The sequence below is a fragment of the Comamonas sp. genome (genome assembly GCF_009360615.1).
GTDB lineage: Bacteria > Pseudomonadota > Gammaproteobacteria > Burkholderiales > Burkholderiaceae_C > Comamonas.
In genome coordinates, this window is the sequence record NZ_SPEY01000025.1 from 73,029 (window position 1) to 98,587 (window position 25,559).

Annotated in this window: 28 protein-coding genes; 24 read left to right on the forward strand and 4 right to left on the reverse strand. The window is 63.4% G+C overall.

Annotated features, from left to right (window positions below):
* Nucleotides 1-82 precede the first annotated feature (82 nt).
* From motA to E2583_RS09420, 4 genes are all read left to right on the forward strand, one after another.
* Nucleotides 83-943 (forward strand): flagellar motor stator protein MotA, encoded by an 861-nt coding sequence (gene motA / locus E2583_RS09405; protein WP_291595158.1) that lies wholly within the window; start codon nt 83-85, stop codon nt 941-943.
* Between the two features lie 42 nt (nt 944-985).
* Nucleotides 986-2,047, forward strand: a complete 1,062-nt coding sequence (gene motB, locus E2583_RS09410; protein ID WP_291595159.1) for a flagellar motor protein MotB — start codon at nt 986-988, stop codon at nt 2,045-2,047.
* A 71-nt stretch (nt 2,048-2,118) separates the two neighbouring features.
* A complete protein-coding gene (gene cheY, locus E2583_RS09415) occupies nt 2,119-2,505 on the forward strand; it encodes a chemotaxis response regulator CheY (RefSeq protein WP_003065483.1) in 387 nt (128 codons plus the stop codon).
* 3 nt (nt 2,506-2,508) lie between these two features.
* Nucleotides 2,509-3,126, forward strand: coding sequence for a protein phosphatase CheZ (locus E2583_RS09420; RefSeq protein WP_291595160.1), 618 nt, complete (start codon nt 2,509-2,511; stop codon nt 3,124-3,126).
* A gap of 185 nt (nt 3,127-3,311) precedes the next feature.
* Here E2583_RS09420 and fliE read toward each other — a convergent pair whose 3' ends face one another.
* Nucleotides 3,312-3,620, reverse strand: coding sequence for a flagellar hook-basal body complex protein FliE (fliE, locus tag E2583_RS09425; RefSeq protein ID WP_291595161.1), 309 nt, complete (start codon nt 3,618-3,620; stop codon nt 3,312-3,314).
* 173 nt (nt 3,621-3,793) lie between these two features.
* Here fliE and fliF point away from each other — a divergent pair, with 173 nt between their 5' ends.
* The 13 genes from fliF to fliR all read left to right on the forward strand — a co-directional run bounded on the left by fliF (nt 3,794) and on the right by fliR (nt 15,219).
* Entirely contained in the window at nt 3,794-5,500 is a 1,707-nt protein-coding gene (gene fliF / locus E2583_RS09430) for a flagellar basal-body MS-ring/collar protein FliF (RefSeq protein WP_291595162.1), read from the forward strand.
* 164 nt (nt 5,501-5,664) lie between these two features.
* Nucleotides 5,665-6,660, forward strand: a complete 996-nt coding sequence (gene fliG, locus E2583_RS09435) for a flagellar motor switch protein FliG (protein WP_003059149.1) — start codon at nt 5,665-5,667, stop codon at nt 6,658-6,660.
* Nucleotides 6,653-7,480 (forward strand): FliH/SctL family protein, encoded by an 828-nt coding sequence (locus tag E2583_RS09440; RefSeq protein ID WP_291595163.1) that lies wholly within the window; start codon nt 6,653-6,655, stop codon nt 7,478-7,480. The genes fliG and E2583_RS09440 overlap by 8 nt, the downstream gene beginning before the upstream one ends.
* The gene (gene fliI, locus E2583_RS09445; RefSeq protein WP_291595164.1) at nt 7,477-8,865 is read left to right on the forward strand and encodes a flagellar protein export ATPase FliI; all 1,389 of its coding nucleotides are present in this window, start codon (nt 7,477-7,479) and stop codon (nt 8,863-8,865) included. The genes E2583_RS09440 and fliI overlap by 4 nt, the downstream gene beginning before the upstream one ends.
* A 33-nt stretch (nt 8,866-8,898) precedes the next feature.
* Nucleotides 8,899-9,363, forward strand: coding sequence for a flagellar export protein FliJ (gene fliJ, locus E2583_RS09450; RefSeq protein WP_291595165.1), 465 nt, complete (start codon nt 8,899-8,901; stop codon nt 9,361-9,363).
* 2 nt (nt 9,364-9,365) lie between these two features.
* The gene (locus E2583_RS09455; RefSeq protein ID WP_291595166.1) at nt 9,366-10,682 is read left to right on the forward strand and encodes a flagellar hook-length control protein FliK; all 1,317 of its coding nucleotides are present in this window, start codon (nt 9,366-9,368) and stop codon (nt 10,680-10,682) included.
* A 189-nt stretch (nt 10,683-10,871) separates the two neighbouring features.
* On the forward strand, nt 10,872-11,426 hold the full coding sequence (gene fliL, locus E2583_RS09460) for a flagellar basal body-associated FliL family protein (RefSeq protein ID WP_291595167.1): 555 nt from the start codon (nt 10,872-10,874) through the stop codon (nt 11,424-11,426).
* Nucleotides 11,427-11,441: 15 nt separating this feature from the next.
* Nucleotides 11,442-12,446, forward strand: a complete 1,005-nt coding sequence (fliM, locus tag E2583_RS09465) for a flagellar motor switch protein FliM (RefSeq protein WP_003059133.1) — start codon at nt 11,442-11,444, stop codon at nt 12,444-12,446.
* On the forward strand, nt 12,436-12,870 hold the full coding sequence (gene fliN, locus E2583_RS09470; protein ID WP_291595168.1) for a flagellar motor switch protein FliN: 435 nt from the start codon (nt 12,436-12,438) through the stop codon (nt 12,868-12,870). Before fliM ends, fliN begins: the two co-directional genes overlap by 11 nt.
* A 34-nt stretch (nt 12,871-12,904) precedes the next feature.
* Nucleotides 12,905-13,294 (forward strand): flagellar biosynthetic protein FliO, encoded by a 390-nt coding sequence (locus E2583_RS09475; RefSeq protein WP_291595169.1) that lies wholly within the window; start codon nt 12,905-12,907, stop codon nt 13,292-13,294.
* 37 nt (nt 13,295-13,331) lie between these two features.
* A complete protein-coding gene (fliP, locus tag E2583_RS09480; RefSeq protein WP_291595179.1) occupies nt 13,332-14,036 on the forward strand; it encodes a flagellar type III secretion system pore protein FliP in 705 nt (234 codons plus the stop codon).
* A gap of 152 nt (nt 14,037-14,188) precedes the next feature.
* Nucleotides 14,189-14,458: a flagellar biosynthesis protein FliQ gene (fliQ, locus tag E2583_RS09485; protein WP_003059126.1), complete on the forward strand. Its 270-nt coding sequence runs from the start codon at nt 14,189-14,191 to the stop codon at nt 14,456-14,458.
* Complete coding sequence (gene fliR, locus E2583_RS09490) at nt 14,455-15,219, forward strand: flagellar biosynthetic protein FliR (protein ID WP_291595170.1); 765 nt, start codon at nt 14,455-14,457, stop codon at nt 15,217-15,219. The genes fliQ and fliR overlap by 4 nt, the downstream gene beginning before the upstream one ends.
* Before the next feature lie 80 nt (nt 15,220-15,299).
* On the opposite strand, the gene E2583_RS09495 is transcribed toward fliR, so the two are convergent.
* Both E2583_RS09495 and E2583_RS09500 read right to left on the reverse strand, forming a co-directional pair.
* Nucleotides 15,300-15,938, reverse strand: a complete 639-nt coding sequence (locus E2583_RS09495; RefSeq protein WP_291595171.1) for a response regulator transcription factor — start codon at nt 15,936-15,938, stop codon at nt 15,300-15,302.
* 54 nt (nt 15,939-15,992) lie between these two features.
* Nucleotides 15,993-17,114 carry an ATP-binding protein gene (locus tag E2583_RS09500; RefSeq protein ID WP_291595172.1) on the reverse strand — a complete coding sequence of 374 codons (1,122 nt, stop codon included), beginning with the start codon at nt 17,112-17,114 and terminating at the stop codon, nt 15,993-15,995.
* 119 nt (nt 17,115-17,233) lie between these two features.
* Here E2583_RS09500 and E2583_RS09505 point away from each other — a divergent pair, with 119 nt between their 5' ends.
* From E2583_RS09505 to E2583_RS09535, 7 genes are read left to right on the forward strand one after another with little or no spacing between them, the layout of a single operon-like run.
* Nucleotides 17,234-17,683: a hypothetical protein gene (locus E2583_RS09505; RefSeq protein WP_003059122.1), complete on the forward strand. Its 450-nt coding sequence runs from the start codon at nt 17,234-17,236 to the stop codon at nt 17,681-17,683.
* A 42-nt stretch (nt 17,684-17,725) separates the two neighbouring features.
* Entirely contained in the window at nt 17,726-18,088 is a 363-nt protein-coding gene (locus E2583_RS09510) for a response regulator (protein ID WP_003059121.1), read from the forward strand.
* 32 nt (nt 18,089-18,120) lie between these two features.
* Entirely contained in the window at nt 18,121-20,301 is a 2,181-nt protein-coding gene (locus E2583_RS09515) for a chemotaxis protein CheW (protein ID WP_291595173.1), read from the forward strand.
* Between the two features lie 33 nt (nt 20,302-20,334).
* Complete coding sequence (locus E2583_RS09520; protein WP_003077929.1) at nt 20,335-20,823, forward strand: chemotaxis protein CheW; 489 nt, start codon at nt 20,335-20,337, stop codon at nt 20,821-20,823.
* Between the two features lie 17 nt (nt 20,824-20,840).
* Entirely contained in the window at nt 20,841-21,755 is a 915-nt protein-coding gene (locus E2583_RS09525) for a CheR family methyltransferase (protein WP_291595174.1), read from the forward strand.
* A 24-nt stretch (nt 21,756-21,779) separates the two neighbouring features.
* Entirely contained in the window at nt 21,780-22,514 is a 735-nt protein-coding gene (cheD, locus tag E2583_RS09530) for a chemoreceptor glutamine deamidase CheD (protein WP_291595175.1), read from the forward strand.
* A gap of 13 nt (nt 22,515-22,527) precedes the next feature.
* Nucleotides 22,528-23,643, forward strand: a complete 1,116-nt coding sequence (locus tag E2583_RS09535; protein ID WP_291595176.1) for a chemotaxis response regulator protein-glutamate methylesterase — start codon at nt 22,528-22,530, stop codon at nt 23,641-23,643.
* 111 nt (nt 23,644-23,754) lie between these two features.
* Here E2583_RS09535 and E2583_RS09540 read toward each other — a convergent pair.
* On the reverse strand, nt 23,755-25,559 hold a 1,805-nt coding region (locus tag E2583_RS09540; protein ID WP_291595177.1), incomplete at its 5' end, for an ATP-binding cassette domain-containing protein.

Below are 25,559 nucleotides of genomic sequence, written 5' to 3' on the forward strand. Positions count from 1 at the left end.
CGCTGAAAAATGCCGATGTGAAGGGGGTTCCCCGGGCTTTTTCAGCCATCTCCACCTGCCAGTTCTCCCACAATCACTCCCCATGCTTGTCCTCATTGGTTATATCGTCGCCTTCGGCTGCATCTTCGGCATGTACGTGCTGCACGGCGGCAGCGTGGGCGTTCTTGTCAAGGCGCTTCCGTTCGAGATGGTGACCATTGGCGGTGGCGCCCTGGGCGCTTTCATCGTCAGCAACCAGCCCAAGGTTCTCAAGGCCACGGCCAAGGCGATTCCTTCGGCGCTAAAGCCCTCGCGCTATAACAAGGCGCGCTATATGGAAGTGATGGCGCTGCTGTACGAGCTGCTGCAGAAGGCGCGCAAGGAAGGCCTGATGTCGATCGAGGCCGATGTGGAAGATCCGCAGTCCTCGACGGTGTTTCAGAACTATCCTCAGCTGATGGCCGACCACCATGTCGTCGAGTTTCTGACCGACTACCTGCGCATGATGGTCTCGGGCAATCTCAACTCGCACGAGATCGAGGCGCTGATGGACAGCGAAATCGAAGCCCATCATGCCGAGGCCCATGCGCCGGTGATGGCGCTGAATCGCCTGGCGGGCGCCTTGCCGGCCTTCGGCATTATCGCGGCCGTGCTGGGTGTGGTGAACACCATGGCTTTCGTGGGGCAGCCCCCTGCGGTGCTGGGCGGCATGATTGCCTCGGCGCTGGTGGGAACCTTCCTCGGCATCTTGCTGGCCTATGCGCTGGTGGAGCCCATGGCCGCGCTGCTGGAGCAGCGTGCCCAGGATGCGGCCAAGGAGTTCGAATGCATCAAGGCGACGCTGCTGGCCAGCATGCAGGGCTACAACCCGGGCACGGCCATCGAGTTCGGTCGCAAGGTGCTGTTCTCCACCGAGCGTCCAGGCTTTCTGGAGCTGGAGTCGCACGTCAAGGGTAAGAAGTGATGAGTGCCCGCTCTCGCCAGGAAGTCGTGATGGAGCCCTGCCATGGCTGACAAGAAGCTGCAGCCCATCATCATCAAGCGCGTCAAGAAGACCGCCCATGCCCACCATGGCGGTGCCTGGAAGATTGCCTATGCCGACTTCGTGACGGCGATGATGGCCTTCTTTTTGCTGATGTGGCTGCTGGGCTCGACCGCCCAGGGCGAGCTGCAGGGGATTGCAGCGTATTTCAATTCGCCGCTGAAGGTGGCCATGTCGGGCGGCAGCGGTGCGGGCAACAGCTCCAGCATCGTGCCGGGCGGCGGCAACGACCTCTCCAAGGTGCACGGCCAGGTGCGCCGCTCGGAGTCCGAAGACAATGCCAACCGCCGCTCCAGCCAGGCCATGGGCCGGGCCGAGGAGTCGGCGCGCGATGCACAGCGTCTGCACGCGCTCAAGGCCAAGGTGGACAGCATGATTGCCAACAATGCGCGCCTGAACGAGTATCGATCGCAGATTCGCACGGAGATCACGCATGACGGTCTGATGATCCAGATCGTCGATGATCAGAACCGCCCCATGTTCGATAGCGGCAGTGCCGTGGTCAAGCCCTATATGCGCGACATCCTGCGCGAGATCGGTGCGGCCATGGGCAATGCCGAAAACCGCATCAGTCTCTCGGGACACACCGATGCCGCACCTTACGGCAATGCCGATCGAGGCTACAGCAACTGGGAGCTGTCGGCTGACCGTGCCAATGCATCGCGTCGTGAGCTGGTGGCCGCCGGCATGCCGCTGGACAAGCTGGCGCGCGTGGTGGGTATGTCCAGCAGCGATCTGCTGCTGCCCGAGGAGCCTCGTGCGGCGCAGAACCGCCGAATCACGATCACCGTGCTGACCAAGGAGGCCGAGCGCCGCGTGCTGGGCAACGACAAGGAGCGCAGCACGGAGCGCGTGGCCAGCGCCGAAGAGGCTGCCAGCACGATCAACCAACCCAAGGTCCGTCGCGCAGCCCCCAGCGCTGTCGACAGGCAGTCCCTGGATGCCAAGGAAGAGTTTGTTGTAACAAACCCTGAAGTTGCCACGGAGACTGTCGAAAAGCCTGACAATGCACGTCCAACGCCATGAGGTTGACAAATTGTTACCATCACGGCTGAAAACTTGTTCCCACGCACCTATTCCGACCGAAAGGGCCTCTCGTGGCTAATGCCCTGCGATTTTTGATTGTTGACGACTTCTCCACCATGCGCCGCATCGTGCGCAATCTGCTCAAGGAGAGTGGCTTTGCCGATGCCGATGAGGCCGAAGACGGTGTGGTTGCCATCACCAAGCTGCGTGCTAGCAAGTTCGACTTTGTGGTGACCGACATCAATATGCCGAACATGAACGGCTTTCAGCTGCTGAGCGAAATCAAGCAGGATGAGAAACTCAAGCACCTGCCGGTGCTGATGGTGACCGCCGAAGCCCGCAAGGAAGATATCGTGGCTGCTGCCCAGGGCGGTGCAGCCGGCTATATCGTCAAACCCTTCACCAAGGCTACGCTGGAAGAGAAGGTCAATCTCATCATCAAGAAACTCGACCTCTGAGCCATGAGTAGCGACCAGGCTTCCGCCAACGTCCATTACAAGATTGGCGTGCTCACGCGCCAGTTGCATAACTCGCTCAATGAGCTGGGCTATGCGGATCGTTTGCGCGGCAGTGCAGGGGAGCTGCCCGATGCGCAAAGCCGCCTGTCCTATATCGCCCGCCTGACGGGGGAAGCTGCCGACAAGGTGCTCGGTCAGGTCGAGGTGACGCAGAGCCACCAGGATGCCCTGGCCGAGCGTACCCGTTCCATGCGTGCAGAGCTCATCCAGGATCCTGTGGCCGCCGTGGCCAAGGGGCGCGTGATGAACTATCTGCAGGAGGTGGAAGAGGCCACGGAGCGGACCAATAGCCACCTCACCGAGATCATGATGGCTCAGGACTTCCACGATCTCACCGGCCAGGTGATTGCACGCGTGGTAGCGCTGGCGGCCGATCTGGAGTCGCAGTTGCTGGAATTGCTGATCCAGACTTCGCCGGACGTTGCGCAGGCACCGGTCCTGGCCCCGGTGGAGGCCCTGCAGCCGAAGCTGGCCGGCCCTGTGGTGGATCCGGAGAAAACGGCCGACGTGGTGACCTCGCAGTCCCAGGTGGATGATCTGCTGGCCAGTCTTGGCTTCTGAACATAATGCTGCCTGCGCTTTGCCGGTAAGCGTTTCAGACCGGAAAGCCTGATCCTTCGAGTGGATCAGGCTTTTTTATGGGCGTTGACAGGCGTGCGGAGTGCAAAAAGCCCGCATGCCATCACGACATGCGGGCAAGCCTTGGAGGGCAATCTGCCTTTTGAGGATCTGCGGCGTCTCGCCGGTCACACCTGCATGTTCATCACATCGGAGTAGGCCTGCACCAGGCGGTTGCGCACGTGCAGCGTGGCCTGGAAGCCGATCTGCGATTTCTGCAGGGCCACCATGGTCTGCTCCAGGCTGACTGCCGGGTTTTCCAGCTGTACTTCGCGCTGCAACTGGCTGGAATGGTTCTGCGCGGCGCTCACCGACTGCAGTGCATGTTGTAAAGCCTGGCCAAAGCCGCCGGCCACGGGCGCAGTGCCGGCACTTGCGACCTTGCTGAGCTGGTTGCCCAGTTGGGCGGGATTGATTGCTGGGATCTTCAGGTCCATATCTTTATCCAACAGGCTTGGTGAGTTGGGGGTGATCGTAGGTTTTTCGCCGGATCGCAGACGGGCAATAAGTGGGTGAATCGGCTCGCTTATCGGGGGAACGCCAGGGGCCCCAGTCCGAATAATCCACTGGACGCTAGACCTCGTGTGGGGTCTGACACCATGGAATCAAGATGTCTGCTGTAGCTGAAGTACCTGTCCCCAATGCCGTTCCCGGTGCCACGTATGCGCCCAGCCCTGCGCTTGCGCAGCGCTGGAATGCGCTCGATCGTGGCCAACGTCTTCGCTGGGGCGCGCTGGCGGCCTTGGTCGCCGTAGGCCTGGTGGCGGCGGCGGTGTTCTATCGCCAGCCTGATTACAAGATGCTGTTCTCCAACGTCAGCGACAAGGATGGCGGCGCCATCGTGGCGCAGCTGACGCAGATGAACGTGCCCTACAAGTACACCGAGGGCGGTGGCGCCATCCTCATCCCCGCAGACCGCGTGCATGACGTGCGCCTGAAGCTGGCTACGCAAGGTCTGCCCAAGGGGTCGGTGACGGGCTTCGAGCTGATGGAGAACAGCAAGTTCGGCATCACCCAGTTCCAGGAGCGACTCAATTTTCAGCGCGGCCTGGAGGGCGAGCTGACCCGGTCCATCCTGGCGCTCAATGCCGTGCAAAGCGCCCGCGTGCACCTGGCCCTGCCCAATCAGAACGGATTTTTCCGTGAGCAGCAAAAGCCTTCGGCTTCCGTGCTGCTGAGCCTGCATCCGGGACGCATGCTCGACCGTGCGCAGATCGCGGGCATCGTGCATCTGGTGGCCTCCAGCGTTCCCGAGATGGAGCCTTCGGCCGTCAGCGTGGTGGACGACACCGGCAAGCTGCTGTCCCAGTCGCCCGACGGCAATGCCGGCGGCGTGGACATGCAGCAGTTTCTCTACACCCAGCAGGTGGAGCAGCAATATGTGCGCCGGATTCTGGACATTCTGGAGCCCGTGGTCGGCAAGAACAATGTGAAGGCCCAGGTGTCGGCCGAGCTGGACTTCAGCCAGACCGAATCGACTTCCGAACAGCATCGTCCCAACCAGTCGGCCGACGGCGGGGCCGTGCGCAGCCAGCAGGTCATGGAGACCAATGGCGAGAAGACGGCCACTCCACCGACCGGCGTGCCGGGCGCGACCAGCAACCAGCCGCCTCAGAACTCTACCGCGCCCATCAACGGTGCCAACCCCGCACCGCAGGCCGCGGGCGCAGGCCAGGGCAATGGCCAGGGCAGCAAGCGCGAGTCCATCACCAATTACGAGGTGGACAAGACCGTCAGGGTCACACGCGGCAGCACCGGCACCGTCAAGCGCCTGACGGCGGCGGTGGTGGTCAATGCACCTCTGGCCGCAGCGGCGGGCACCGATGCGGCCACAGCGGCAACGGCAGCCGCAGTCAGCTCCGGCCTGCGTCCCCTGACGGCGCAGCAGCAGGAGCAACTGCTCACGCTGGTGCGCGAGACCGTGGGCTACAGCGCCGATCGTGGCGACTCGGTGAATCTGGTCAGCGCGCCCTTCGTGGACAGCGGTGCCGCGCCGGCCGAGCTGCCGATGTGGCGTGACCCCGAGGTTCAGGCCATGGCCAGGAGCCTGGGCGTGCCGATTGCGCTGGCGCTGTTTGGTGCGCTGGTGCTGCTGGGCCTGGTTCGCCCCCTGCTCAAGGGACGCAAGACCGGCCCCGGCGGCCAGCTCAACGCCATTGAAGCCGAGGCGCTGGATCGACCGGCTCTGCCCGCCCCGGCAAAGGAGCTGTCGCCGACCAAGGAGCAGGAGCGGCTGGAGCAGGCCCGTCATCTGGCCAAGCAGAACCCGATCGCGGTGGCGAACATCGTCAAGACATGGATTAACGGAGAGGGCTAGCCCCCTGAGCGGCTGCGCCGCATCCCCCCGATGAGGACGGCAGCCTTGCTGCGGGGCGGCGGGGCCGCCTAGGCCCCTGCTTGCTGTCACAGGGGAAAGAGTCGATGGCAAGGCTGGTGATGAGCTGGCCCGGTTTTTGGATCATTGAATAGAGAGTTTTGAATATGGACGATAGAGGTCTGAACGACGCTGCCATCTTGCTGGTCTCCCTCGGTGAGGAAGAGGCGGCCGAGGTGTTCAAGCACCTCACGCCCAAGGAAGTGCAGAAGCTGGGCGAGACGATTGCCCGCATGCGTGGCGTGACGCGGGAAAAGGTGGACTTCGTGATCGACCGCTTCACCAGCGATGCTGCGTCACAGAGTCTGCTGGTGGACGATGCCAGCGACTATGTGCGCTCGGTGCTCAAGCGTGCGCTGGGCGATGACAAGGCAGCTTTGCTGATCGACCGGATCATGCAGGGAGGCGACATCTCGGGCATTGAAAGCCTGAAGTGGATGGATCCGCTGTCCGTGGCCGAGCTGCTGCGCGGCGAGCATCCGCAGATCGTGGCGGCGATTCTGGTGCACCTGGAGTATGAGCAGGCTGCGGCAGTGCTGATGCAGTTCCCCGACCGGGCGCGCAGCGAGGTCATGTTGCGCGTGGCCACGCTGGAAGGCATTCAGCCCACGGCGCTCAAGGACTTGAACGAGGTGCTGTTCAAGGTCCTCGCGGGTGGCGACAAGGTGCGCAAGACCTCGCTGGGCGGCGTCAAGACCGCAGCCGAGATGCTCAACCAGATGGGCGGCAATGCCGATGTGGCAGTGCTGGACACCATCCGCAATTACGACCCCGAGCTGGCGCAGAAGATCATGGACAAGATGTTTGTCTTTGACGATCTGGTCAAGCTCGACGACCGCTCCGTACAGCTGGTGCTGCGCGAGGTGGTGTCCGAGACGTTGATCGTGGCGCTCAAGGGCGGGTCCATGGAGGTGCGCGACAAGATTCTGGCCAATATGTCCATGCGGGCAGCCGAATCGCTGCGCGAAGACCTGGAAGGCCGTGGTCCCATGCGGCTGTCCGAAGTGGAAGCCCAGCAGAAGGAAATCCTCAAGGTCGTGCGTCGTCTGGTCGAAGAAGGCCAGGTAACCATCGGCAGCGGTCCGGAGGACAGCTATGTCTAAGGGCCAGGCACCGCGCTCGCACTCGCGCTTCATCCCGCAGGAAGAGATCGACGACAGCACCGTGGTGCAATGGCACTTCGGCGCGGTGGATGCGAAAGGCAGTGGTGTCTTTGCGCCTGCACAGCCGGCGGCGTTCATCCCGGCGGGGACCACGCATTTCAATGGTTTTTCCCCCTCGATTGCCCATCAGCCTCAGCCACAGCCGGAGATGCAGGCCGTGGAGCCCGTGGAGCCAGCCGTCCCGGCTTTCGACGAGGAGCAGCTGCAGCAGATGCTGGAGCAGGCGCGCGCCGAGGGTCATGCCCAGGGCCTGACCGAAGGCCGCGCCCAGACCCAGCAGCAATGGCAGCAGCACCTGGACGACCATATCAATGGCGCGGGCCGCGAGAGTGCGCAACGTGTCGATGGCGTGTTGCAGGGCCTCGAAGACAGCTTCAAGCAACTGCTGTCGGGCATGGCCCAGGAGTTGCTGAACCTGGCCTGCGACATCGCACGCCAGGTGGTGCGCCAGGAGCTGCGTAGCCAGCCCCAGGCCTTGCTGCCCGTGATTCGGCAAGCGCTGGACATGCTGGTCGAGGAGAGCCGCCCGGTGACAGTGCGTCTGAATCCCGCCGATTTCGAGCTGCTCGATGAAGCCCTGCGTACCGAGCATGGAGCGCACAGCCGTATCCAGTGGCTGGGCGATGCCTCGATTGAATCCGGCAATGTCAAGGTGGAATCCGGCGGTGCCGAGGTCGACGGCAGCCTGGACAAGCGCTGGCGCCGTGCCGTGGCGGCTCTGGGCCTGGTCTCCACCTGGTATGACGGAGACAAGGCATGAATCCCTGGCAGCAGTTCATGAGCCAGGCGCGCGCGCGCTATGACGAGCCGGTGCCGCTGGAATGCCAGGGGCGTCTGACCCGGCTGACCGGCATGGTGCTGGAGGCCTCGGGGCTGCGTGTACCCGTGGGAGCGCAATGCCATATCCATCAGCAGGGGCAGGAGCCGGTGCTGGCCGAGGTGGTCGGCTTTTCCGACGAGCGCGCCTTTCTGATGCCTGCGGGCGACATTCAGGGACTATCCAGCGGCGCCATGGTGACGCCGGCTGCCCCCTTTGTTCCTGTGCCCCGTCTGGGCGTGGCGGAGACCGAGAAAGTCAGCCAGACCGTGGGGGTGCTGCGACTGCCCATGGGCGATGGCTTGCTGGGGCGGGTGGTGGATTCGCAAGGCATTCCGCTGGACCATGCGGGCGAGCTGGGCAGTGTGGTGCCCGAGGTGCTGGACCGCAACCCGATCAACGCCATGGACCGGGACCCCGTGCGCGAGTCGCTGGATACCGGTGTCAAGGCGCTGAATGCACTGCTGACCGTGGGGCGCGGGCAGCGTCTGGGCCTGTTTGCCGGCTCGGGTGTGGGCAAGTCCGTGCTGCTGGGCATGATGGCGCGCTATACCCAGGCCGACGTGATCGTGGTGGGTCTGATCGGCGAGCGCGGCCGCGAGGTCAAGGAGTTCGTCGAGGACATTCTGGGCGTCCAGGATCGAAGCCGTGCCGTGGTCGTGGCCGCTCCCGCCGATGCACCGCCGCTGCTGCGCATGCAGGGGGCCAGCTACGCCACGGCGATCGCCGAGCATTTCCGCGACAAGGGCAAGCATGTGCTGCTGCTCATGGATTCCTTGACCCGCTATGCCATGGCCCAGCGCGAAATCGCCCTGGCCATCGGCGAGCCGCCGGCCACCAAGGGCTATCCGCCGTCCTGCTTTGCCAAGCTGCCCGCGCTGGTGGAGCGCAGCGGCAACGGCCTGCATGGCGTGGGCTCTATCACGGCCTTCTATACCGTGCTGTCCGAGGGGGACGACCAGCAGGACCCGATTGCCGATGCGGCCCGGGCCATTCTCGACGGCCACGTCGTGCTCTCGCGGGCCCTGGCCGAGACCGGGCATTACCCGGCCATCGACATCGAACAGTCGGCGTCGCGCGTCATGCACAACGTGGTCTCGCGCGAGCATTTCGAGCTGGCACGTCGCTTTCGCGCCGTCTATTCGCGCTATCAGAAAGGGCGCGATCTGGTGCAGGTCGGTGCCTATGTGCCGGGCTCCGATCCGCAACTGGACGAGGCGATTGCGCTGCAGCCCGCCATGACCGGGTTTCTGCAGCAAAGCATGTTTGAAAGCTCCAGCATGGAGCAAAGCCTGGCCGGCATGGCGCAAGCCATGCAGCGGGGCTGAGACTAAACGGGTTAGCCAGAGGGAGAGTCGCAGATGTCGTCCTTGAATGCCTTGAACGTTGCCATTGATGCCGCAGAACGCAAGCGTGACGCGGCGCGGACTGCCATGCAGGAGCGACAGCGCGCCCAGCAGGCAGCGCAGGCCCAGATGGATCAGTTGCAGGGCTATGTCCTGGAGATGCAGGCGCGCTGGGGGGCTCAGGAAGGTCAGGCCGTGCAGCCCGAAGTCATGCATCACCAGTATCAGTTCATGGAGCGCCTTCAGCACGCCATCGGCTTGCAGACCCGTGTGCTGGCCGATCAGGACATTCGCCTGGAGACGGCGCGCCAGGCGCTGCTGGCGGCCGAGCTGCGCGTGAGCAGCCTGCAGAAGGTGGTACAGGCCCGCCGCCGTGATGTGGCACTGGCCCAGATGCGGCGCGAGCAGAAAGATACCGACGAGCGCGCCAGCATGGCCTTTTTTCGACGCAGCTTCGGCCTGCAACTTCAGGAGGCCTGAGCATGGCGGAAACCAGAATTGAGGGACCGCGCAGCGTCGAGGCGCGCACCGGCAAGGCCGTGGCGCAGTCCATGAGTGCAGCCAAAAGCGTGACGGCCGCAACTGGCGAGGCCGGACAGGGTTTTTCATCGCTGTTGGCGTCGCTGGACGGCATCGGCACTGCGGGCCTGCCGCAGGCTGTGTTGCAGAGCACCGAGATGTCGGACACCAGGTGGGGGCCGGGCGAGCAGGAGGCACTGCTGGTTGCTCAGGGCCATGCGCCGTGGATGAGCCTGGTCGGCCAGACTGCACAGCTGGACGGTCAGGGCGATACCGATCTGCGCCAGGGCGTGGCCACAGACTTTCTTTCGGGCCGAGGCCATGCCGCGCAGCTGGCACACCGCCAGGCTCTGCAGCCCGAGTCCGGGCAGGCGCATGCTGCATTCATGGGCAAGGAACTTTCGTCAAATCAGACGCAGGCATATGGAGAGCAGGCGCAGGTAGCTATCAATTCTGAGGGGGCTGCCTTGCAGTCGCCGCAGGACGTGAGGACGCAGGCAGGGGATGGCGTGCACAGTACGCTGGCGTCGGTGGCAGAAGAAGCGCCTGCTGCACGCATCGAGTCTGCGGTGCATAAGGCGCAGGCATTGCCGCAGCAAGGCATCAGCCTGCAGGGCATGACGGGCGTACAGCCGCAGGCTCTGGAAGGGCTCAAGGATTTGCTGCGTGCGGCCCGCTCGCCCCAGCAGGATGAAGCTGCGCCGCAGGGCAGGACGGCCGCCGTGCCGGGCGGACCCGACCTGCAGGCTGCAGCCGCTGCCGTCGGGGCAGCCATGGGGGCGGCGAGCGCGGGCACGCAGGGCGGTGGCCAGAGCGGCTCCGACGTCGGCCAGAGCCTGGCGGGCCAGGATGCGGCGCCTGCCGAGCGCGAGCAGGAGGTTTCCGAGCAGGTGGCCTTCTGGGTGCACCAGAAGACGCAGAATGCCGCACTGTCGATCCAGCATGAGGGCAAGCCGATCCAGGTTCAGGTGCAGCTGAACGGCCAGCAGGCTCATGTGCGTTTTGCGGCGGGCGATGAGCAGGCTCGCCAGCTGCTGTCCGATGGTCAGGCTCAGCTGCGCGAGCTGTTGCAGGCCCAGGGTTTGCATCTGAGCGGCGTCAGCGTGGATGCGGGCGGTGCCGACGCACGATCCAGTGGCAACAGTCAGGACGATGACGCCCGGCGCGGCCAGGCCAGGGTGTCCCGGGTCTCGGTCAATGCGGCCGAGCTGCCCTCGGGTGCAGCAGTTGCCCGCCATGGCGCGCGGCCAGTGCAGCCCGGTGTGGACCTTTTCGTGTGAATGAGCAGATCCGGATCACGGCAACGGTGAGCCGTTCATGACGCGAAACCCGGAATGAAGCCGGGTTTCGCGCTTTTATTCGGGCAATGGCCGGCAGGGCGGGCGGCGAATAATTCAGGCGTGGATCTTCCGTGTCGCGGCAATGGCTGCGGGGTGGATGCAGTCCCCCACTCTTGAGGAATACCCGCCGTGTCAGCCAATCCCAATGCCGCCCCAGTCGCTCCTGCTCCTGCCAAAAGCAAGAAGCTGATCGTCATCGTGGCCATCGTTGCCGTGCTGGCCATCGTGGCTGCTGCAGCCTATGTGCTGATGATGCAACGACAGCACAGCAGCGCCGATGGCGAAGAAGACGTCAGCGCCAAAGCCACGGTGCCCACTTTCCTGCCGCTGGACAACATGGTGGCCAACCTTGCCGATCCCGGCGGCGACCGCTTTGTGCAGCTGGGCATCACGCTGGAGCTGGCCGACGAGAAGACGGCATCCACCGTCAAGCAATACCTGCCCAGCATCCGCAACGGCATTCTGATGCTGGTGTCGCAGCGCACGGCCGACGAGCTGCTAGCGCGCGAGGGCAAGGAAAAGCTGGCCGCAGACATTCTCACCGAGGTCTCTGCGCCACTGGGCTTCGGTGCGGGTGCCAAGAAGCGCTCTCGCGACGACGAGGACGCCGACGAAGACAGCCCACGTGCCAACCGCAAGGGGCCTGTGCGTCGCGTGCTGTTCTCCAGCTTCATCATTCAGTGAGCAGGGAGGGAGTGCATGAGCGATTCTTTTCTCTCCCAGGAAGAGGTTGATGCTCTTCTTGAAGGCGTTACCGGCGAAAGCCAGCGTTCCGAGGTGGTGGAGGTCGATCTCGGCCAGGTTCGCAGCTACGACATCTCCAGCCAGGAACGTATCGTGCGTGGGCGCATGCCCACCATGGAAATTGTCAACGAGCGCTTTGCCCGCAACTTCCGCATCGGCCTGTTCAACTTCATCCGCCGCAGTCCCGAGGTCTCCGTCGGCACGGTGACGGTGCAGCGCTACAGCGCCTTCCTGCGCGAGCTGGCCGTTCCCACCAACTTCAACATCATGGCCATTCGCCCGCTGCGCGGCAATGGTCTGATCGTCTGCGATCCCTCGCTGGTGTTCGGCGTGATCGATACGCTGTACGGCGGCACGGGGCGCCTGCAGACCCGCATCGAGGGGCGCGATTTCTCGACCACCGAGCAGCGCGTGATCAACCGCATGGTCAATGTGATCTGCGAGGAATACAAAAAAGCCTGGCATGGCATCTATCCGCTGGAGCTGGCCTATCAGCGCTCGGAAATGCAGCCGCAGTTCGCTAATATCGCCACGCCCAGCGAAATCGTCGTCTCCACGGCCTTTCAGCTGGAAATCGGCGATATCTCGGGCTCCATCCACATCTGCATGCCCTATGCGACGCTGGAGCCCATTCGCGACGTGCTGTATTCGTCCACCCAGGGCGATGCCATCGAAGTGGACCGCCGCTGGGTCAAGGTGCTGACGCGGGAGATTCAGGCTGCCGAGGTCACGCTGGTGGCCGAGCTGGCCCGTGCCGATGCCACGGTGGAGCAGCTGCTGGCCATGCGCCCGGGTGACTTTATCGAGCTCGACCGCGAGCCACTGATTCGCGCCTCCATTGGTGGGGTGCCGGTTTTCGAGTGCCAGTACGGCACGCACAACGACAAATATGCAATCCGCGTGGAACGCAGCCTGCGCGGCGGCGATACCAGCTGGATGGGAGAGAAGCATGGCAATTGACGACAACAACAAGCCCGCGGGTGACGATCCGTTCTCCGGGTGGGCCGAAGCGCTGGAAGAGCAGCGTCAGCATGACCAGGCCGTCGAAGGCCCCGATCTGTCGGATCAGGGCGGGCCGCTGGCGGGCGAACCCGCACGCAGCTATGGCGATGTACCGGTACACGATATCAACATGGTGCTGGACATTCCGGTTCAGCTGTCCGTGGAGCTGGGTCGCACCAAGGTGCCGATCAAGTACATCCTGCAACTGGCTCAGGGCTCCGTCGTGGAGCTTGATGCTCTGGCAGGCGAACCCATGGATGTGCTGGTCAACGGCTACCTGATCGCCCAGGGCGAAGTGGTGGTGGTCAACGACAAGTTCGGTATCCGTCTGACGGACGTGGTGACGCCGTCCGAGCGCCTGCGCCGGGTCAGCCGTGGTTGAGAGCACGGCCCACTCTGCGGCAGCGGCCCCTTCCATGTGGCCCACGCTGCTGCTGGTCATGCTCTTTGTGGCAGTCATGGCGGCGTTGCCCTGGCTGGTGCGTCGTCTCCAGCAGAAAAACCTCCTGCCCCGCGGCATGGGCATGGCCCGCGGTGCCGCAGCCGTGCCGGCACAGGTCCTGGGCACCCTGGCCATCGGCCCGCAGCAGCGGGTAGTGACCGTGCAGCTGGGTGACGGTGAGCAGGCCGTGCGTCTGGTGCTGGGCGTGACGGCACAGCAGATTCAATGCCTGCATGTGCTGCAAGAGCCGTCGGCTGCCTTGCCACCAGCCCGTGCAGCCCATTCACCTGCCGTTTCGTCGTTCACGGACTCGCTGATGCGCGCGCAGGCCGACGAAGCGGCCCGGAATTCTGGAAATGTCTAAATTCGTCTCTCGTGCTGCCGCAGCCGTCCTGCTGGCGATGCCCCTGATGGCAGGCGCCCAGGGCGCACCCGCCAGTCTGCCGCTGCTGGTGGGCCAGGGCGCGGGCGGCACCAGCTATTCGGTGCCCATCCAGACGCTGCTGTTCTTCACGGCGCTGTCGTTTCTGCCCGCCATCTTGTTGTTGATGACAGGCTTCACCCGCATCGTCATCGTGCTGAGCCTGCTGCGCCAGGCGCTGGGCACGCAGTCTGCACCGCCCAATCAGGTGGTGATAGGCCTGTCGTTGTTTCTCACCATGTTCGTGATGGGGCCCACGCTGGACAAGGTCTATCAGGATGCATACCTGCCCTACACGCAGAACAGCATCAGCTTCGAGCAAGCCGTGGAAAAGGCCGAAGCCCCGATGCGAGGCTTCATGCTCAAGCAGACGCGCCAGTCTGACTTTGCGCTGTTCAAGCGCCTGGCCAAGCTGGATGCGAACGTCACGGCGGAAACGGCCCCTCTTCGCGTGCTGGTTCCGGCCTTTGTGACCAGCGAGCTGAAAACCGCTTTCCAGATCGGTTTCATGATCTTCATTCCGTTTCTGATCATCGACATGGTGGTGTCTTCCATCCTCATGTCGCTGGGCATGATGATGCTTTCGCCGGTGCTGGTGGCCCTGCCGTTCAAGCTGATGCTGTTCGTGCTGGCCGATGGCTGGAACCTGATCATCGGCTCTCTGGCGGCGAGCTTTGCAGTGTGAGAAGTCCGCCTGAGGCGCTTGCCCAGACGGCCCCGCGCCTTCCCCCATGGGGACGACAGCTTCGGTGCGGGACGGCCCTTCCTCGGCGCCTCGCACATTGAGCCGTGCCGGTTGCAAGTGTATTGGATTCATTGAATTTTTAAGAGAACGTCATGACCTCTCAGTTTGTTCTGACCTTTGGCCGCGAGGCACTGACCCTGCTGCTCATGATCTCCATGCCGGTGCTGGGGGTGGTCATGGGCGTGGGCCTGCTGGTGAGCGTCTTCCAGGCCGTGACCCAGGTGCATGAGGCCACGCTGGCCTTCGTGCCCAAGCTGATCGCCGCCGTGCTGGTGTTTGCCGTGGCGGGACCATGGATGCTGTCCACGTTGGTGGATTTCATTCGCCGCACCATAGAGAGCATTCCAGGTTCGGTGGGATGATTTCCTTCAGCGAAGCCCAGATCGCCGCCTGGCTCTCGCCGCTGATCTGGCCATTTGTGCGCGTGCTGGCGCTGTTCACCACGGCGCCTGTGTTTTCTCAGAAAGCCATTCCCATGCGGCTCAAGGTCGGGCTGGCTTTTCTGGTTGCGCTTTGCGCCCAGCCCGTGCTGGGCGTGCAGACGGTGGTCAGCATTGCTTCGGCCCAGGCACTGGGCACGCTGGTGCAGCAGGTGGTGATCGGCCTGTCCGTGGGCTTTGCCGTCCGCCTGGTGATGGCGGCCATCGAGGTCGCGGGTGAAGTGATCGGCCTGCAGATGGGCTTGAACTTCGCTTCGTTCTTCGACCCGACCAGCAATGCCCAGCTCAGTGCCGTGGCGCGCTTCATGGTGCAGATCGCCACCTTGCTGTTCATCGTCATCAACGGCCATCTGCTGGTGCTGATGGCGGTTCTCAAGAGCTTTGAGGCCTTCCCTGTCGACGGCAACTTTCTGCAGGCCATCTCCCAGATGCGGATTCACGAAATGGGCAGCGCCGTATTTGCCAGCGCGTTCTGGATTGCCCTGCCCATGATTGCCATGCTGCTGTTCGTCAACCTGGTGCTGGGCATCATCTCCCGGGTCGCGCCACAGATGAATATCTATGCCGTGGGCTTTCCGGTCACCCTGACTGTGGGTCTGCTGGGTCTGACGGCGACTCTGCCGTTGCTGGAGCAGCCTCTGGTGGCCCTGCTGCAAAAGGGAATGACGGTGTTCGGGGTCTAGGGCGAGTGACTACTCTTTTGAGGGCTTGATGCGCTTTGCAGGGAAACGCATGAAGTCATGCCTGGCTTTTGACCAGCGGCTCAGGGCGTATCAATCAGTCCGTTCTTGATGGCATAGGCGGTCAGCTCCGCGTTGCTGCCCATCCCCAGTTTCTCCAGCACCCGTGCCCGGTACACGCTGACCGTCTTGGGGCTGAGCATCAACTCCTGTGCAATCTCGGTCTGGCGCTGACCGCTGGCAATCTTCAGCAGCGTCTGCATCTCGCGCTCGGACAAGGTTTCGTGCGGCACGGGGGCCGCAGGCTGGGCCAGGCTGTCGGCCAGCATCTGAGCCACCTCGGGAGTCAGGTATTTGCGTCCGCTGTGGACGGTGCGCACCGCGTCGATCAGCAGCACCGGATCCCCTGCCTTGTTGGCATAGCCGGCCGCACCGGCCTTGATGCTGCGCAATGCATACTGGTCTTCGGGATACATGGAGACCATGATGACGCGGATCTGTGGATGCGTTTCGCGCACGCTGGCCAGCACTTCCAGGCCGCTGCGGCCCGGCATGTTGATGTCCAGCAGCAGCACGTCACAGGTGGCGTCGCGCAATTGCTCGCGCAGCTCGGCATAGCTGCCTGCTTCTGCAGTGACGCTGATGTCCGTCGCCTCTGCCAGGGTGTCGCGTATGCCCCGGCGCAAAATGGCATGGTCGTCGCACAGCACCACGTGAATCAAAGTCGCTCTCCCAGGAAGTCAGATGGCAGGCCGGGCAAGCGCGTGTTCGGGGGCTCATGCCGGTGTCTCTGCCAGAGGAATGGTGAGGATGATAGAGGTTCCTCGGCCGGGGTGGCTGCTCACATCCAGCCAGCCCTGGATGGTTCGTGCGCGCTCACTCAGTCCTCGAAGTCCGAAAGATTGGGGCTTCTGTCGATCATCCTGGCTCAGGCCTACCCCGTCATCTGTTACTTCCAGTGTCAAAAAACCCTCGTGGTCGGACAAATCCAGCGTCACCCGGCTGGCTTGTGCGTACTTGCTGATATTGGTCAGGGATTCCTGTGCCGTACGGTAGACCACCACCTGCTTCGCAGGGGCTATATCCATATGTTCGCGGCTGGTGCGCAGGCGTGCGGGTATGCCGGTGCGGCGCTCGAAGTCCTGGGCCAGCCATTGCACGGCGGCCACCAGTCCCTGGTCCAGCACGGGAGGGCGCAGGTTCTGCATGATGCGCTGGCTGGCACCCAGGGCGTGTTCCAGCATCTCCAGTGCCGAGCTGGCATGGTCGCGCTGCTTGCCTTCGGGGCTGTTGCGGATCAGCCATGCCAGATCGAACTTGACGGCAGTGAGCGAGCCGCCGATGTCGTCGTGAATCTCCCGCGAGATGTTGGCGCGTTCCTGCTCGATGCTGGTGTGCAGGTGTTCGGTCAGCTCGGCCAGGCGTCTTTCGGACTCGGCCAGCTGCAGCGCGGCGCGGCGGCGGGCCAGTCGCGCCTCATGGACTTCCATGGCTCGCTTGATGACATGGGGCAGGCCGTTGATCTGCTCCTTGAGCAGATAGTCGCTGATGCCCAGGCGCATGATGTCCACGGCGGCGGATTCGCCGATGGCCCCTGAAAGCAGCACGAAAGGGGGAGCGTCGGCACGGCCTCGCACCAGGTCCCAGACGTCGAGCGCCGTGAAGCCGGGGAGGTGATAGTCTGCCAGGATCAGGTCGAAATCTTCCGACTCCAGGGCGTTGCGTACCTCCTGCAGACTGTCCACGGCCGTCAGCGTGCAGGGCAGTTGGCCGCGCTTGAGGCTCAGGCGCGCCAGCGCCTGATCTGCGACAGAGTCTTCAATATGGAGGATTTTCAAGGTCTGATTCCGGAATTGAATATCGCCAAGGAGGCTATCATTGGATACATTTTGGAACATCGAGGGCTGTTGTCGTCAGGTCGTGGCAGTGTGGTCACGAGGGACGGACTGCTGATCGGTTCATTTCGTGGAGCATGGCGGCAGGGCCGTCATGATGGTTTTACGCAGTTGGAGTAACAATGCAGACGATGCAAAACCCTTCGGGTGTGCCTGCAGTTGCCGTGCCGGTGATGGTGGCTGCGGAGCTGCAGGATGCCTTGCTGGTCACGCTGCGTGATCTGCAGCGTCTTGAAGGGCTGCTGGACCATGCCACGCACAATCTGCTGGAGCGCTTCGAGCAAGTCAATGGGCAATTGTCGCAGCCGGCCTTGCCTGATTCCACTGCGCTGGCAACAGCACGTGAGTCGTTGCGCCTGGCTGTGACCGAGCTTCAGTTTCACGACATGTCGTCTCAGCTGATTGCCCATATGGCACACACCTTGCAAGCCTGTGCTTTCAGGCTCGGGGCTGCCGCCATGGGTAGGGACGAGGACGAGGCGGAGTCCGCCATCAGTCTGCCAAACCTGCCCGAAAAGCCCAATCCCGTCACGCAAAGCGAGATGGATGCCGGCTCCGTGGAGCTGTTTTGAACTTCTACCCTGTTTTCCGTTGCCCGTCTGTTGGAGCTGTACATGCGATCGATTCTGGCTGTTGATGATTCCCCCTCGATGCGAAAGATGGTGTCTTTCACATTGAGCAGTGCTGGTTTTAAGGTGGTGGAAGCCGTCGACGGTGTGGATGCGCTGGAAAAAGCGCAGGCGCAGAACATCGATCTGGTGCTGGCCGACCAGAACATGCCGCGGCTGGACGGCATCGGTCTCACGCGCAAACTGCGTGAAAACCCGAAGTTCAAGGGCACGCCCATCCTCATACTGACCACGGAATCCAGCGATCTGATGAAGCAGGCGGGCCGGGCTGCAGGTGCCACAGGCTGGCTGGTCAAGCCCTTCGATCCCAATCGATTGATCGAAGTTATTCAAAAAGTGCTGCGTTAAGCCGATAACAACGAATCACAGCAGGAAACACCATGGCGGATACACACCAGGATGGCGCAGGTTCGGGCGCAGACTTCGACCTCAGCCAGTTCTACCAAATCTTCTTCGAGGAAGCCAGCGAGAACCTCGACCAGATGGAGCAGATGCTGCTCAGCCTGGACCTTTCGGCCGCCAATGATGAAGAGCTCAACGGTATTTTCCGTTGTGCCCACTCCATCAAGGGCGGTGCGGCGACCTTTGGCTTCTCGGATGTGACCGAGCTCACGCACCGCATGGAATCCCTGCTGGACCGCCTGCGTCGCCATGAAATCACGCCCATCCCCGAGATGGTCGATGTGCTGCTTGAGTCGGCCGACGCCAGCCGCAGCCTGCTGGCACGTCACCAGTCCGGTGACGAGGGCGAACCGGTTTCCACCGCAGAGCTCGTGGTGCGCATCGAGGCCCTGGCTCAGGGGTTGACCGAGATTCCTCAGGTCAGCCGCAGTGCTGCGGTGACCGAGCCGGTACAGGAGGCTGCCGCTGCCGTCGTGCAAGCGCCCGTGCAAGCGCCGGCGCCGGCCGCAGACCCGGCAGCGGAGCCTGGTCTTGTGATCGGAACCGAGCCTCCCGAGGGCGCGCGCGAGCTCACGATCGAGATCGGCCCGCTGTCCCGGCTGGAGCTGGGCGATGCCATCAAGGAGCTGTTTCGCGATATTCCCGGTCTGGGCACGATCCAGGACCAGATTGGAGCCAGGGCCGATCACCGACTGTTCAAGGTCAGAACGGTGTCCACCGATGACGAGTTGCGCGATCTGTTCGTCTTTCATGTCTCCAAGGACCAGGTCCGGATCAGCGAGGAGGCCAGACCGCAGTCCCCAGCCGAGCAGCAGACCAAGGTCGACGAAGAGGCGGCCATGCCTCCCCACAATCTGCCTGCCGAAGAAGCCTACGGCTTTTTCGCGGGGGCTCCGGGCAGCCCCGAGGCGCAGCAGAACCAGGAGCATGCCGCGCTTGGCAGTGCTGTCGGCGTGGTGCAGAAGGCTGCACCCAAGGCGGCTGCTGCGCATATGGAGTCCACCAGCATCCGCGTCGATGTGAAGAAGGTGGACCAGCTCATCAACCTGGTGGGCGAGCTGGTCATCACCCAGGCCATGCTGGCGCAGAACAGCCAGGGGCTGGACCCGACGACCTATCAGCAGTTGCTGGCCGGTCTGGCCGATCTGGATCGCAACACGCGTGACCTGCAAGAGTCCGTGATGTCGATCCGCATGATTCCCATGTCCACCGTGTTCAGCCGCTTCCCGCGCATGCTGCGCGACCTGGCGGGCAAGCTGGGCAAGAAGATCGACCTGGTCACGCTGGGCGAGGCCACCGAGCTGGACAAGGGGCTGGTCGAGAAGATTACCGATCCGCTGACCCATCTGGTGCGCAACAGCGTGGACCACGGCATCGAGATGCCGCAGGACCGCATCGCTGCGGGCAAGTCAGAACATGGCACGCTGACGCTGGCGGCATCCCATCAGGGCGGCTCCATCGTCATCGAGGTGCGTGATGACGGCAAGGGCATGAATCGCGAGAGGATCCTGAGCAAGGCCCGCGAGCGCGGCATGGATGTCTCCGACAGCATGCCCGACAGCGAGGTCTGGCAGCTGATCTTTGCACCGGGCTTCTCGACGGCCGACGTGGTCACCGATGTCTCGGGCCGTGGCGTGGGCATGGACGTGGTCAAGCGAAACATCACATCGCTGGGCGGCACGGTGGAGATCGAGTCCGTCGCCGGCGTGGGCATGAAGGTGGCGGTGCGCCTGCCGCTGACGCTGGCCATCATGGACGGCATGTCCGTCGGGGTGGGCGAAGAGGTCTATATCCTGCCGCTGTCCTCGGTGGTCGAGTCCTTCCAGGTCAAGGCCGACGATGTCAACACCGTGGCCAATGGCACCCAGCTGGTCAAGGTGCGCGACGAGTACATGCCGGTGATCGCGCTGGAGCGCACTTTCAAGGTGCCGCGCGCCGATGAAAGCCAGACCAGCAACATCATGGTGGTGGTCGAGGCTGAAGGCAGCCGCGTGGCGCTGCTGGTCGACGAGCTGCTGGGCCAGCACCAGGTGGTGGTGAAGAACCTGGAAAGCAATTACCGCAAGGTGCCCAATGTATCGGGTGCCACCATTTTGGGCGACGGATCCGTGGCGCTGATCCTGGATACGGGCGCTCTCGTGCGCCGTACCCGCCACTGAGGCAGCCAACCGAACAACGCAGAGAGAGCCGACATGAACATCATCAACAAGACTGCCGAAGGCGTGGCCACCGGGGCCCGCGAATATCTGACCTTCCGCCTGGGTGAGGAGGAGTACGGCATCGACATCCTCAAGGTGCAGGAAATCCGTGGCTACGAGCAGCCCACGCGCATTGCCAACGCGCCCGAGTTCATCAAGGGCGTGGTCAATCTGCGCGGCACCATCGTGCCCATCGTGGACATGCGCCTGCGCTTCAACTGCTCCGAGGTGGAGTACAACGCCTTCACCGTGGTGATCATCCTGAACCTGCGCAATCGCGTGGTCGGCATCGTGGTGGACTCGGTCAGCGATGTGATGGAGCTGCCCGCCGATGCCGTGCGTCCGGCGCCCGATATCGAAAGCGCCATCGACAGCGGCTGCATTCTGGGTCTGGGTTCGGTGGGCGAGCGCATGCTGATCCTGCTGGACATCGAGAAGCTCATGGGCAATGTCGACATGGGCCTGGTGGCCTCCGAAGCCTGAGCGCGCCTGAGGTCCCTGTGCTGAACCTGGGTCGTCACGCTTCATTCCCCGCCTCCCCTGCCAGGCTTGAGCAGGATGACGAGGCGCTGCCGGGCGGCATGTCCGGCCCGCTGGCGCAGGGGCGCGAGTTCGTCTGGTCCAATCGCGACTTTGCCCGTGTCCAGGCCCTGATCTACAGGCGCGCCGGCATCAGCCTGCATGATGGCAAGCACGCCATGGTCTACAGCCGTCTGTCGCGCCGCCTGCGCGAGACCGGGCACGAAAGCTTTGTCAGCTACCTGGACTGGCTGGAGAGCATCAATGACGGGCCTGAATGGCAGGAATTCGTCAACGCGCTGACCACCAATCTGACCTCGTTCTTCCGCGAGCAGCATCACTTCGACATCCTGGCACAGCATCTGCGCAGTCACAAGCCCGGCGGAAATGGCTGGAAGGTGTGGTGCAGCGCGGCCTCCACAGGAGAGGAGCCTTATTCCATCCTGATGACGGCCATGGAGAGTCTCGGCGCCTCGGCCAGCTTTCAGCTCACGGCCAGCGATATCGACTCGCGCGTGCTGGAAACCGCCTCGCGCGGCGTGTACCGGGCAGAGAACCTCAAGGGTGTGAGCACCGAGCGGCTGCACCGCTTTTTCCTGCGCGGGCGCTCTGCCAATTCGGGCATGGTGCGGGTCAAGCCGGAGCTGCGCCGCATGGTGGACTTTCTCAACGTCAACCTGATTGCCGGCGATTGGCCGTTCCGGGAGACCTTCGACATCGTCTTCTGTCGCAATGTGATGATTTATTTCGACGCACCGACCCAGCGTCGCGTCCTGGAGCGCATTCATCAGGTGATGCGTCCGGGCGGGCTGCTGTTTGTCGGACATGCCGAGAATTTCAGCGACTCGCGCGATCTGTTTGCGCTCAAGGGCAAGACCGTCTATGAGCGTCAATGAAGCCGAAGGGCAGGGCTGCACGTCATGAGGAATCTGAGCTCTCCGCTGGATCTGCCGGGGGCCGCCGCTGCAGGCAGGCCCCTGCGCGGCAGCAGCTTCACGCCCCAGGGCTATCCTGATCCGGCCATGCCGGCTCCGGCCGCATCGCTGGAGCAGCTCAAGCGCCAGCCGCGCCAGCCGGGCGAGGCTTCGTTCTTCTACTACGACCCGCACTTCCAGCTCAATTCGGCCAAGGTGTTGCCGGGCGAGTACTTTGTCTCGCGTGACGAGATGGCCATCGTCACCGTGCTGGGCTCCTGCATCGCGGCCTGCCTGTGGGATCGTTTCATGCGCATTGGCGGTATGAACCACTTCATGCTGCCCGACGGCGACAGCAGCGACGTCTCGGGGCGCTATGGTTCGTACGCCATGGAGCTGCTGATCAACGAGATGCTCAAGCTGGGCGCACGGCGCGAATCCATGCAGGCCAAGATTTTTGGCGGCGCCCAGGTCATGGCCAATTTCACGACCATGAATGTGGGCGAGCGCAACACCAGTTTTGTGACAGAGTATCTGCAAACCGAGCGCATTCCCATCGTCTCCGAGGACGTGCTGGATATCTATCCGCGCAAGGTGGTGTTTTTCCCGTCCACGGGCAAGGCCATGGTCAAGCGCCTGGCCCACGCCCATCCCGAGGCGTTGGTGCAGCAGGAAATCAGCCGCGGCAGCGCGGCTGCGGTTGCGCGCAATACGGCGGGCGGCTCGGTGGATCTGTTTTGAGGAAGGTTGAGCGTTGTTAAAGCCAAAAATCCGGGTGATCGTGGTGGACGACTCTGCGCTGGTGCGCAGTCTTCTGGCCGAGATCATCAACCGCCAGCATGACATGGAGTGCATCGGCTCGGCCAATGACCCGTTGATCGCGCGTGAAATGATCCGCGATCTGAACCCCGACGTCATCACGCTGGATGTGGAAATGCCCCGCATGGACGGCATCGATTTCCTCGGGCGGCTCATGCGCCTGCGACCCATGCCGGTGGTGATGATCTCCACGCTGACCGAGCGCGGTGCCGAAGTCACCATGCGCGCCCTGGAGCTGGGTGCCATCGATTTTGTGGCCAAGCCCCGCGTCGGCGTGGCCAACGGCCTGCAGGAGCTGGCCAGCCAGATCGTGGACAAGATTCGCGTGGCTGCCGTGGCCCAGGTACACCGCCTGCCGGTGGTGCCGCACGGCGTGGCAGCGTCGGCAGGTGCGGGTGCCAAGCCGGCTGCGGCCCGCTCGCCGACGGCACCCGGTCTGCTGGGGCGCATCTCGACCGAAAAAATCATCGCCATCGGCGCTTCCACGGGCGGTACGGAGGCGATCCGTGAAGTGCTCACCCATCTGCCGGCCGACTGCCCCGCCATCGTCATCACGCAGCACATGCCGCCGGGTTTCACCACCAGCTTTGCGGCCCGGCTCAACAGCCTGTGCCAGATGACGGTCAAGGAAGCCACGCACGGCGAGCGCTTGCTGCCCGGCCACGCCTATATCGCCCCCGGGGGCAAGCATTTCTCCATCACGCGCAGCGGTGCCAACTATGTAGCCGTGGTCGATGATGCGCCGCCTGTCAACCGTCACAAGCCCTCGGTGGAAGTGCTGTTCAAATCCGTGGCGGCCAGCGCCGGGCGCAATGCCTACGGCATCATGCTCACCGGCATGGGCGCCGATGGTGCTACCGCCATGCGCGAGATGCGTGATGCCGGCAGCTACAACCTGGTGCAGGACGAAAGCACCTGTATCGTCTTCGGCATGCCCCGCGAAGCCATTGCCCACGGTGCGGCTGACGAGGTGCTGCCACTGCCGCAGATCGCCCATGCCCTGCTGGGCAAGCTGCGTGGCGGCTCCGACCAGGTGCACCACCGTATCTGAGGTTGCACAGGAAGAGAGCGCCTTGCGCCTGCCATTCAAGGATCTCAGGCTTTTGGAGCTTTGAAATCCAGGTCCGGCAGGCGCAAGGCGCTCCTGTATTTAGTGGCTTGATTACTCGGACAACAAGGTCCAGCGTTCCAGAGCCTCCATCAGCGCCTCATCGATCTCCGCGTCGCGCTGGTGCATGGCGACGGCCCTGGCGTTGTCGCTGGCAAACAGGCTGCCGTCGGCGAGCGCCTCCTGGATCTGCTTCTGCTCGGCCTCCAGTGCGGCAATCGTGGCCGGCAGGGCTTCGAGTTCGCGCTGGTCCTTGTAGCTGAGCTTTTTCTTGGCGCCTGCGGGCGCTTCGGTGCGGGCGATGGCGGGCTTGGGCTCCTCCTTGGGGAGGGATCTGGCCTGTGCGGCATCGGCCATGGTCCTGCTGCGGCGCGATTGCTCCATCCAGTCCGTCACGCCGCCTTCGTACTCACGCCAGTGGCCGGGGCCCTCCCAGGCAATCGTGCTGGTGACCACGTTGTCGAGGAAAGTACGATCGTGGCTGACCAGAAAGACCGTGCCGTCATAGCTTTGCAGCAGGTCTTCCAGCATGTCCAGCGTCTCGATATCCAGATCGTTGGTGGGTTCGTCCAGTACAAGGACATTGGCCGGTCGCGCAAACAGGCGGGCCAGCAGCAAGCGATTGCGTTCACCGCCAGACAGCGACCGGACCGGGGAATGCGCACGCGCCGGAGAGAACAGGAAATCGGCCAGATAGCTCTTGACGTGCTTTTTCTGGCTGCCGATCTCGATCCACTCGCTGCCGGGGCTGATGAAGTCTTCCAGCGTCGCATCCAGATCGACCTGATGGCGCATCTGGTCAAAGTAGGCCACCTGCAGATTGCCGCCCAGGCGCACCTGGCCGCTGTCCGGAGCCAGTTCGCCCAGAATCATCTTCAGCAGCGTTGTCTTGCCAGCGCCATTGGGGCCCAGCAAGCCCACCTTGTCGCCGCGCAAAATGGTGCCGCTGAACCTTTCGACGATCTTCTTTTTGCCAAAGGACTTGCTGACATCGGTCAGCTCGGCCACGATCTTGCCCTGATAGCCGTCACCCTTGCCGGATGCGATATCCATGTTCACGCTGCCCAGGACGTCTCGGCGCTGGGCGCGGCTGGCACGCAGCTCCTGCAGGCGGGTAATGCGGCTCTGGCTGCGGGTGCGGCGGGCTTCCACGCCCTTGCGGATCCAGACCTCTTCCTGGGCCAGCAGCTTGTCCGCCTTGGCGTTGATAACGGCTTCCTGGTTGAGCTGCTCTTCCTTTTGCAGCACGTATTGAGAGAAGTTGCCCGGATAGGTGCGCAGAACGCCCCGATCCAGCTCCACGATGCGGGTGGCGATGCGGTCTAGGAAGCTGCGGTCGTGGGTGATCGTGATCACGCTGCCCTTGAAGGCGATCAACAACTCTTCCAGCCACTCGATGGAGTCCAGATCCAGGTGGTTGGTCGGCTCGTCGAGCAACAGGACATCTGGGCGGGCCACCAGAGCCTGGGCCAGTGCCACGCGCTTGCGGGTGCCGCCGGACAGGCTGCCCACCAGGGCGTTCGGGTCCAGATGCAGGCGCTGCAGCGTTTCTTCCACGCGCTGCTCCCAGTTCCAGGCGTCATAAGCCTCGATCTGCGTCTGCAACTCGTCGAGATCCTCGCCCTCGCCGCCAGCCAGGTAGCGCTCGCGAATCGCAATCACGGTCGCAATGCCGTCCGACGCCGACTCGAAGATGGTGTGCTCCGGGTTCAGGTCGGGCTCCTGCGCCACATAGGTAATGCGGATCCCGTTCTGCACCTGAAGCTGGCCGTCATCGGCCTTTGCCAGGCCGCCCAGAATCTTGAGCAGTGAAGACTTGCCGGCGCCGTTACGGCCGATCAGGCCGACGCGCTCGCCGG

Bases quoted from the DNA above. Each gene is read 5' to 3' on its own strand.
- motA (WP_291595158.1), top strand. From the start codon at position 83: ATGCTTGTCCTCATTGGTTATATCGTCGCCTTCGGCTGCATCTTCGGC.
- motB (WP_291595159.1), top strand. From the start codon at position 986: ATGGCTGACAAGAAGCTGCAGCCCATCATCATCAAGCGCGTCAAGAAG.
- E2583_RS09420 (WP_291595160.1), top strand. From the start codon at position 2,509: ATGAGTAGCGACCAGGCTTCCGCCAACGTCCATTACAAGATTGGCGTG.
- fliE (WP_291595161.1), bottom strand. From the start codon at position 3,620: ATGGACCTGAAGATCCCAGCAATCAATCCCGCCCAACTGGGCAACCAG.
- fliF (WP_291595162.1), top strand. From the start codon at position 3,794: ATGTCTGCTGTAGCTGAAGTACCTGTCCCCAATGCCGTTCCCGGTGCC.
- fliG (WP_003059149.1), top strand. From the start codon at position 5,665: ATGGACGATAGAGGTCTGAACGACGCTGCCATCTTGCTGGTCTCCCTC.
- E2583_RS09440 (WP_291595163.1), top strand. From the start codon at position 6,653: ATGTCTAAGGGCCAGGCACCGCGCTCGCACTCGCGCTTCATCCCGCAG.
- fliI (WP_291595164.1), top strand. From the start codon at position 7,477: ATGAATCCCTGGCAGCAGTTCATGAGCCAGGCGCGCGCGCGCTATGAC.
- fliJ (WP_291595165.1), top strand. From the start codon at position 8,899: ATGTCGTCCTTGAATGCCTTGAACGTTGCCATTGATGCCGCAGAACGC.
- E2583_RS09455 (WP_291595166.1), top strand. From the start codon at position 9,366: ATGGCGGAAACCAGAATTGAGGGACCGCGCAGCGTCGAGGCGCGCACC.
- fliM (WP_003059133.1), top strand. From the start codon at position 11,442: ATGAGCGATTCTTTTCTCTCCCAGGAAGAGGTTGATGCTCTTCTTGAA.
- fliN (WP_291595168.1), top strand. From the start codon at position 12,436: ATGGCAATTGACGACAACAACAAGCCCGCGGGTGACGATCCGTTCTCC.
- E2583_RS09475 (WP_291595169.1), top strand. From the start codon at position 12,905: ATGTGGCCCACGCTGCTGCTGGTCATGCTCTTTGTGGCAGTCATGGCG.
- fliP (WP_291595179.1), top strand. From the start codon at position 13,332: ATGCCCCTGATGGCAGGCGCCCAGGGCGCACCCGCCAGTCTGCCGCTG.
- fliQ (WP_003059126.1), top strand. From the start codon at position 14,189: ATGACCTCTCAGTTTGTTCTGACCTTTGGCCGCGAGGCACTGACCCTG.
- fliR (WP_291595170.1), top strand. From the start codon at position 14,455: ATGATTTCCTTCAGCGAAGCCCAGATCGCCGCCTGGCTCTCGCCGCTG.
- E2583_RS09500 (WP_291595172.1), bottom strand. From the start codon at position 17,114: ATGTTCCAAAATGTATCCAATGATAGCCTCCTTGGCGATATTCAATTC.
- E2583_RS09505 (WP_003059122.1), top strand. From the start codon at position 17,234: ATGCAGACGATGCAAAACCCTTCGGGTGTGCCTGCAGTTGCCGTGCCG.
- E2583_RS09510 (WP_003059121.1), top strand. From the start codon at position 17,726: ATGCGATCGATTCTGGCTGTTGATGATTCCCCCTCGATGCGAAAGATG.
- E2583_RS09515 (WP_291595173.1), top strand. From the start codon at position 18,121: ATGGCGGATACACACCAGGATGGCGCAGGTTCGGGCGCAGACTTCGAC.
- E2583_RS09520 (WP_003077929.1), top strand. From the start codon at position 20,335: ATGAACATCATCAACAAGACTGCCGAAGGCGTGGCCACCGGGGCCCGC.
- cheD (WP_291595175.1), top strand. From the start codon at position 21,780: ATGAGGAATCTGAGCTCTCCGCTGGATCTGCCGGGGGCCGCCGCTGCA.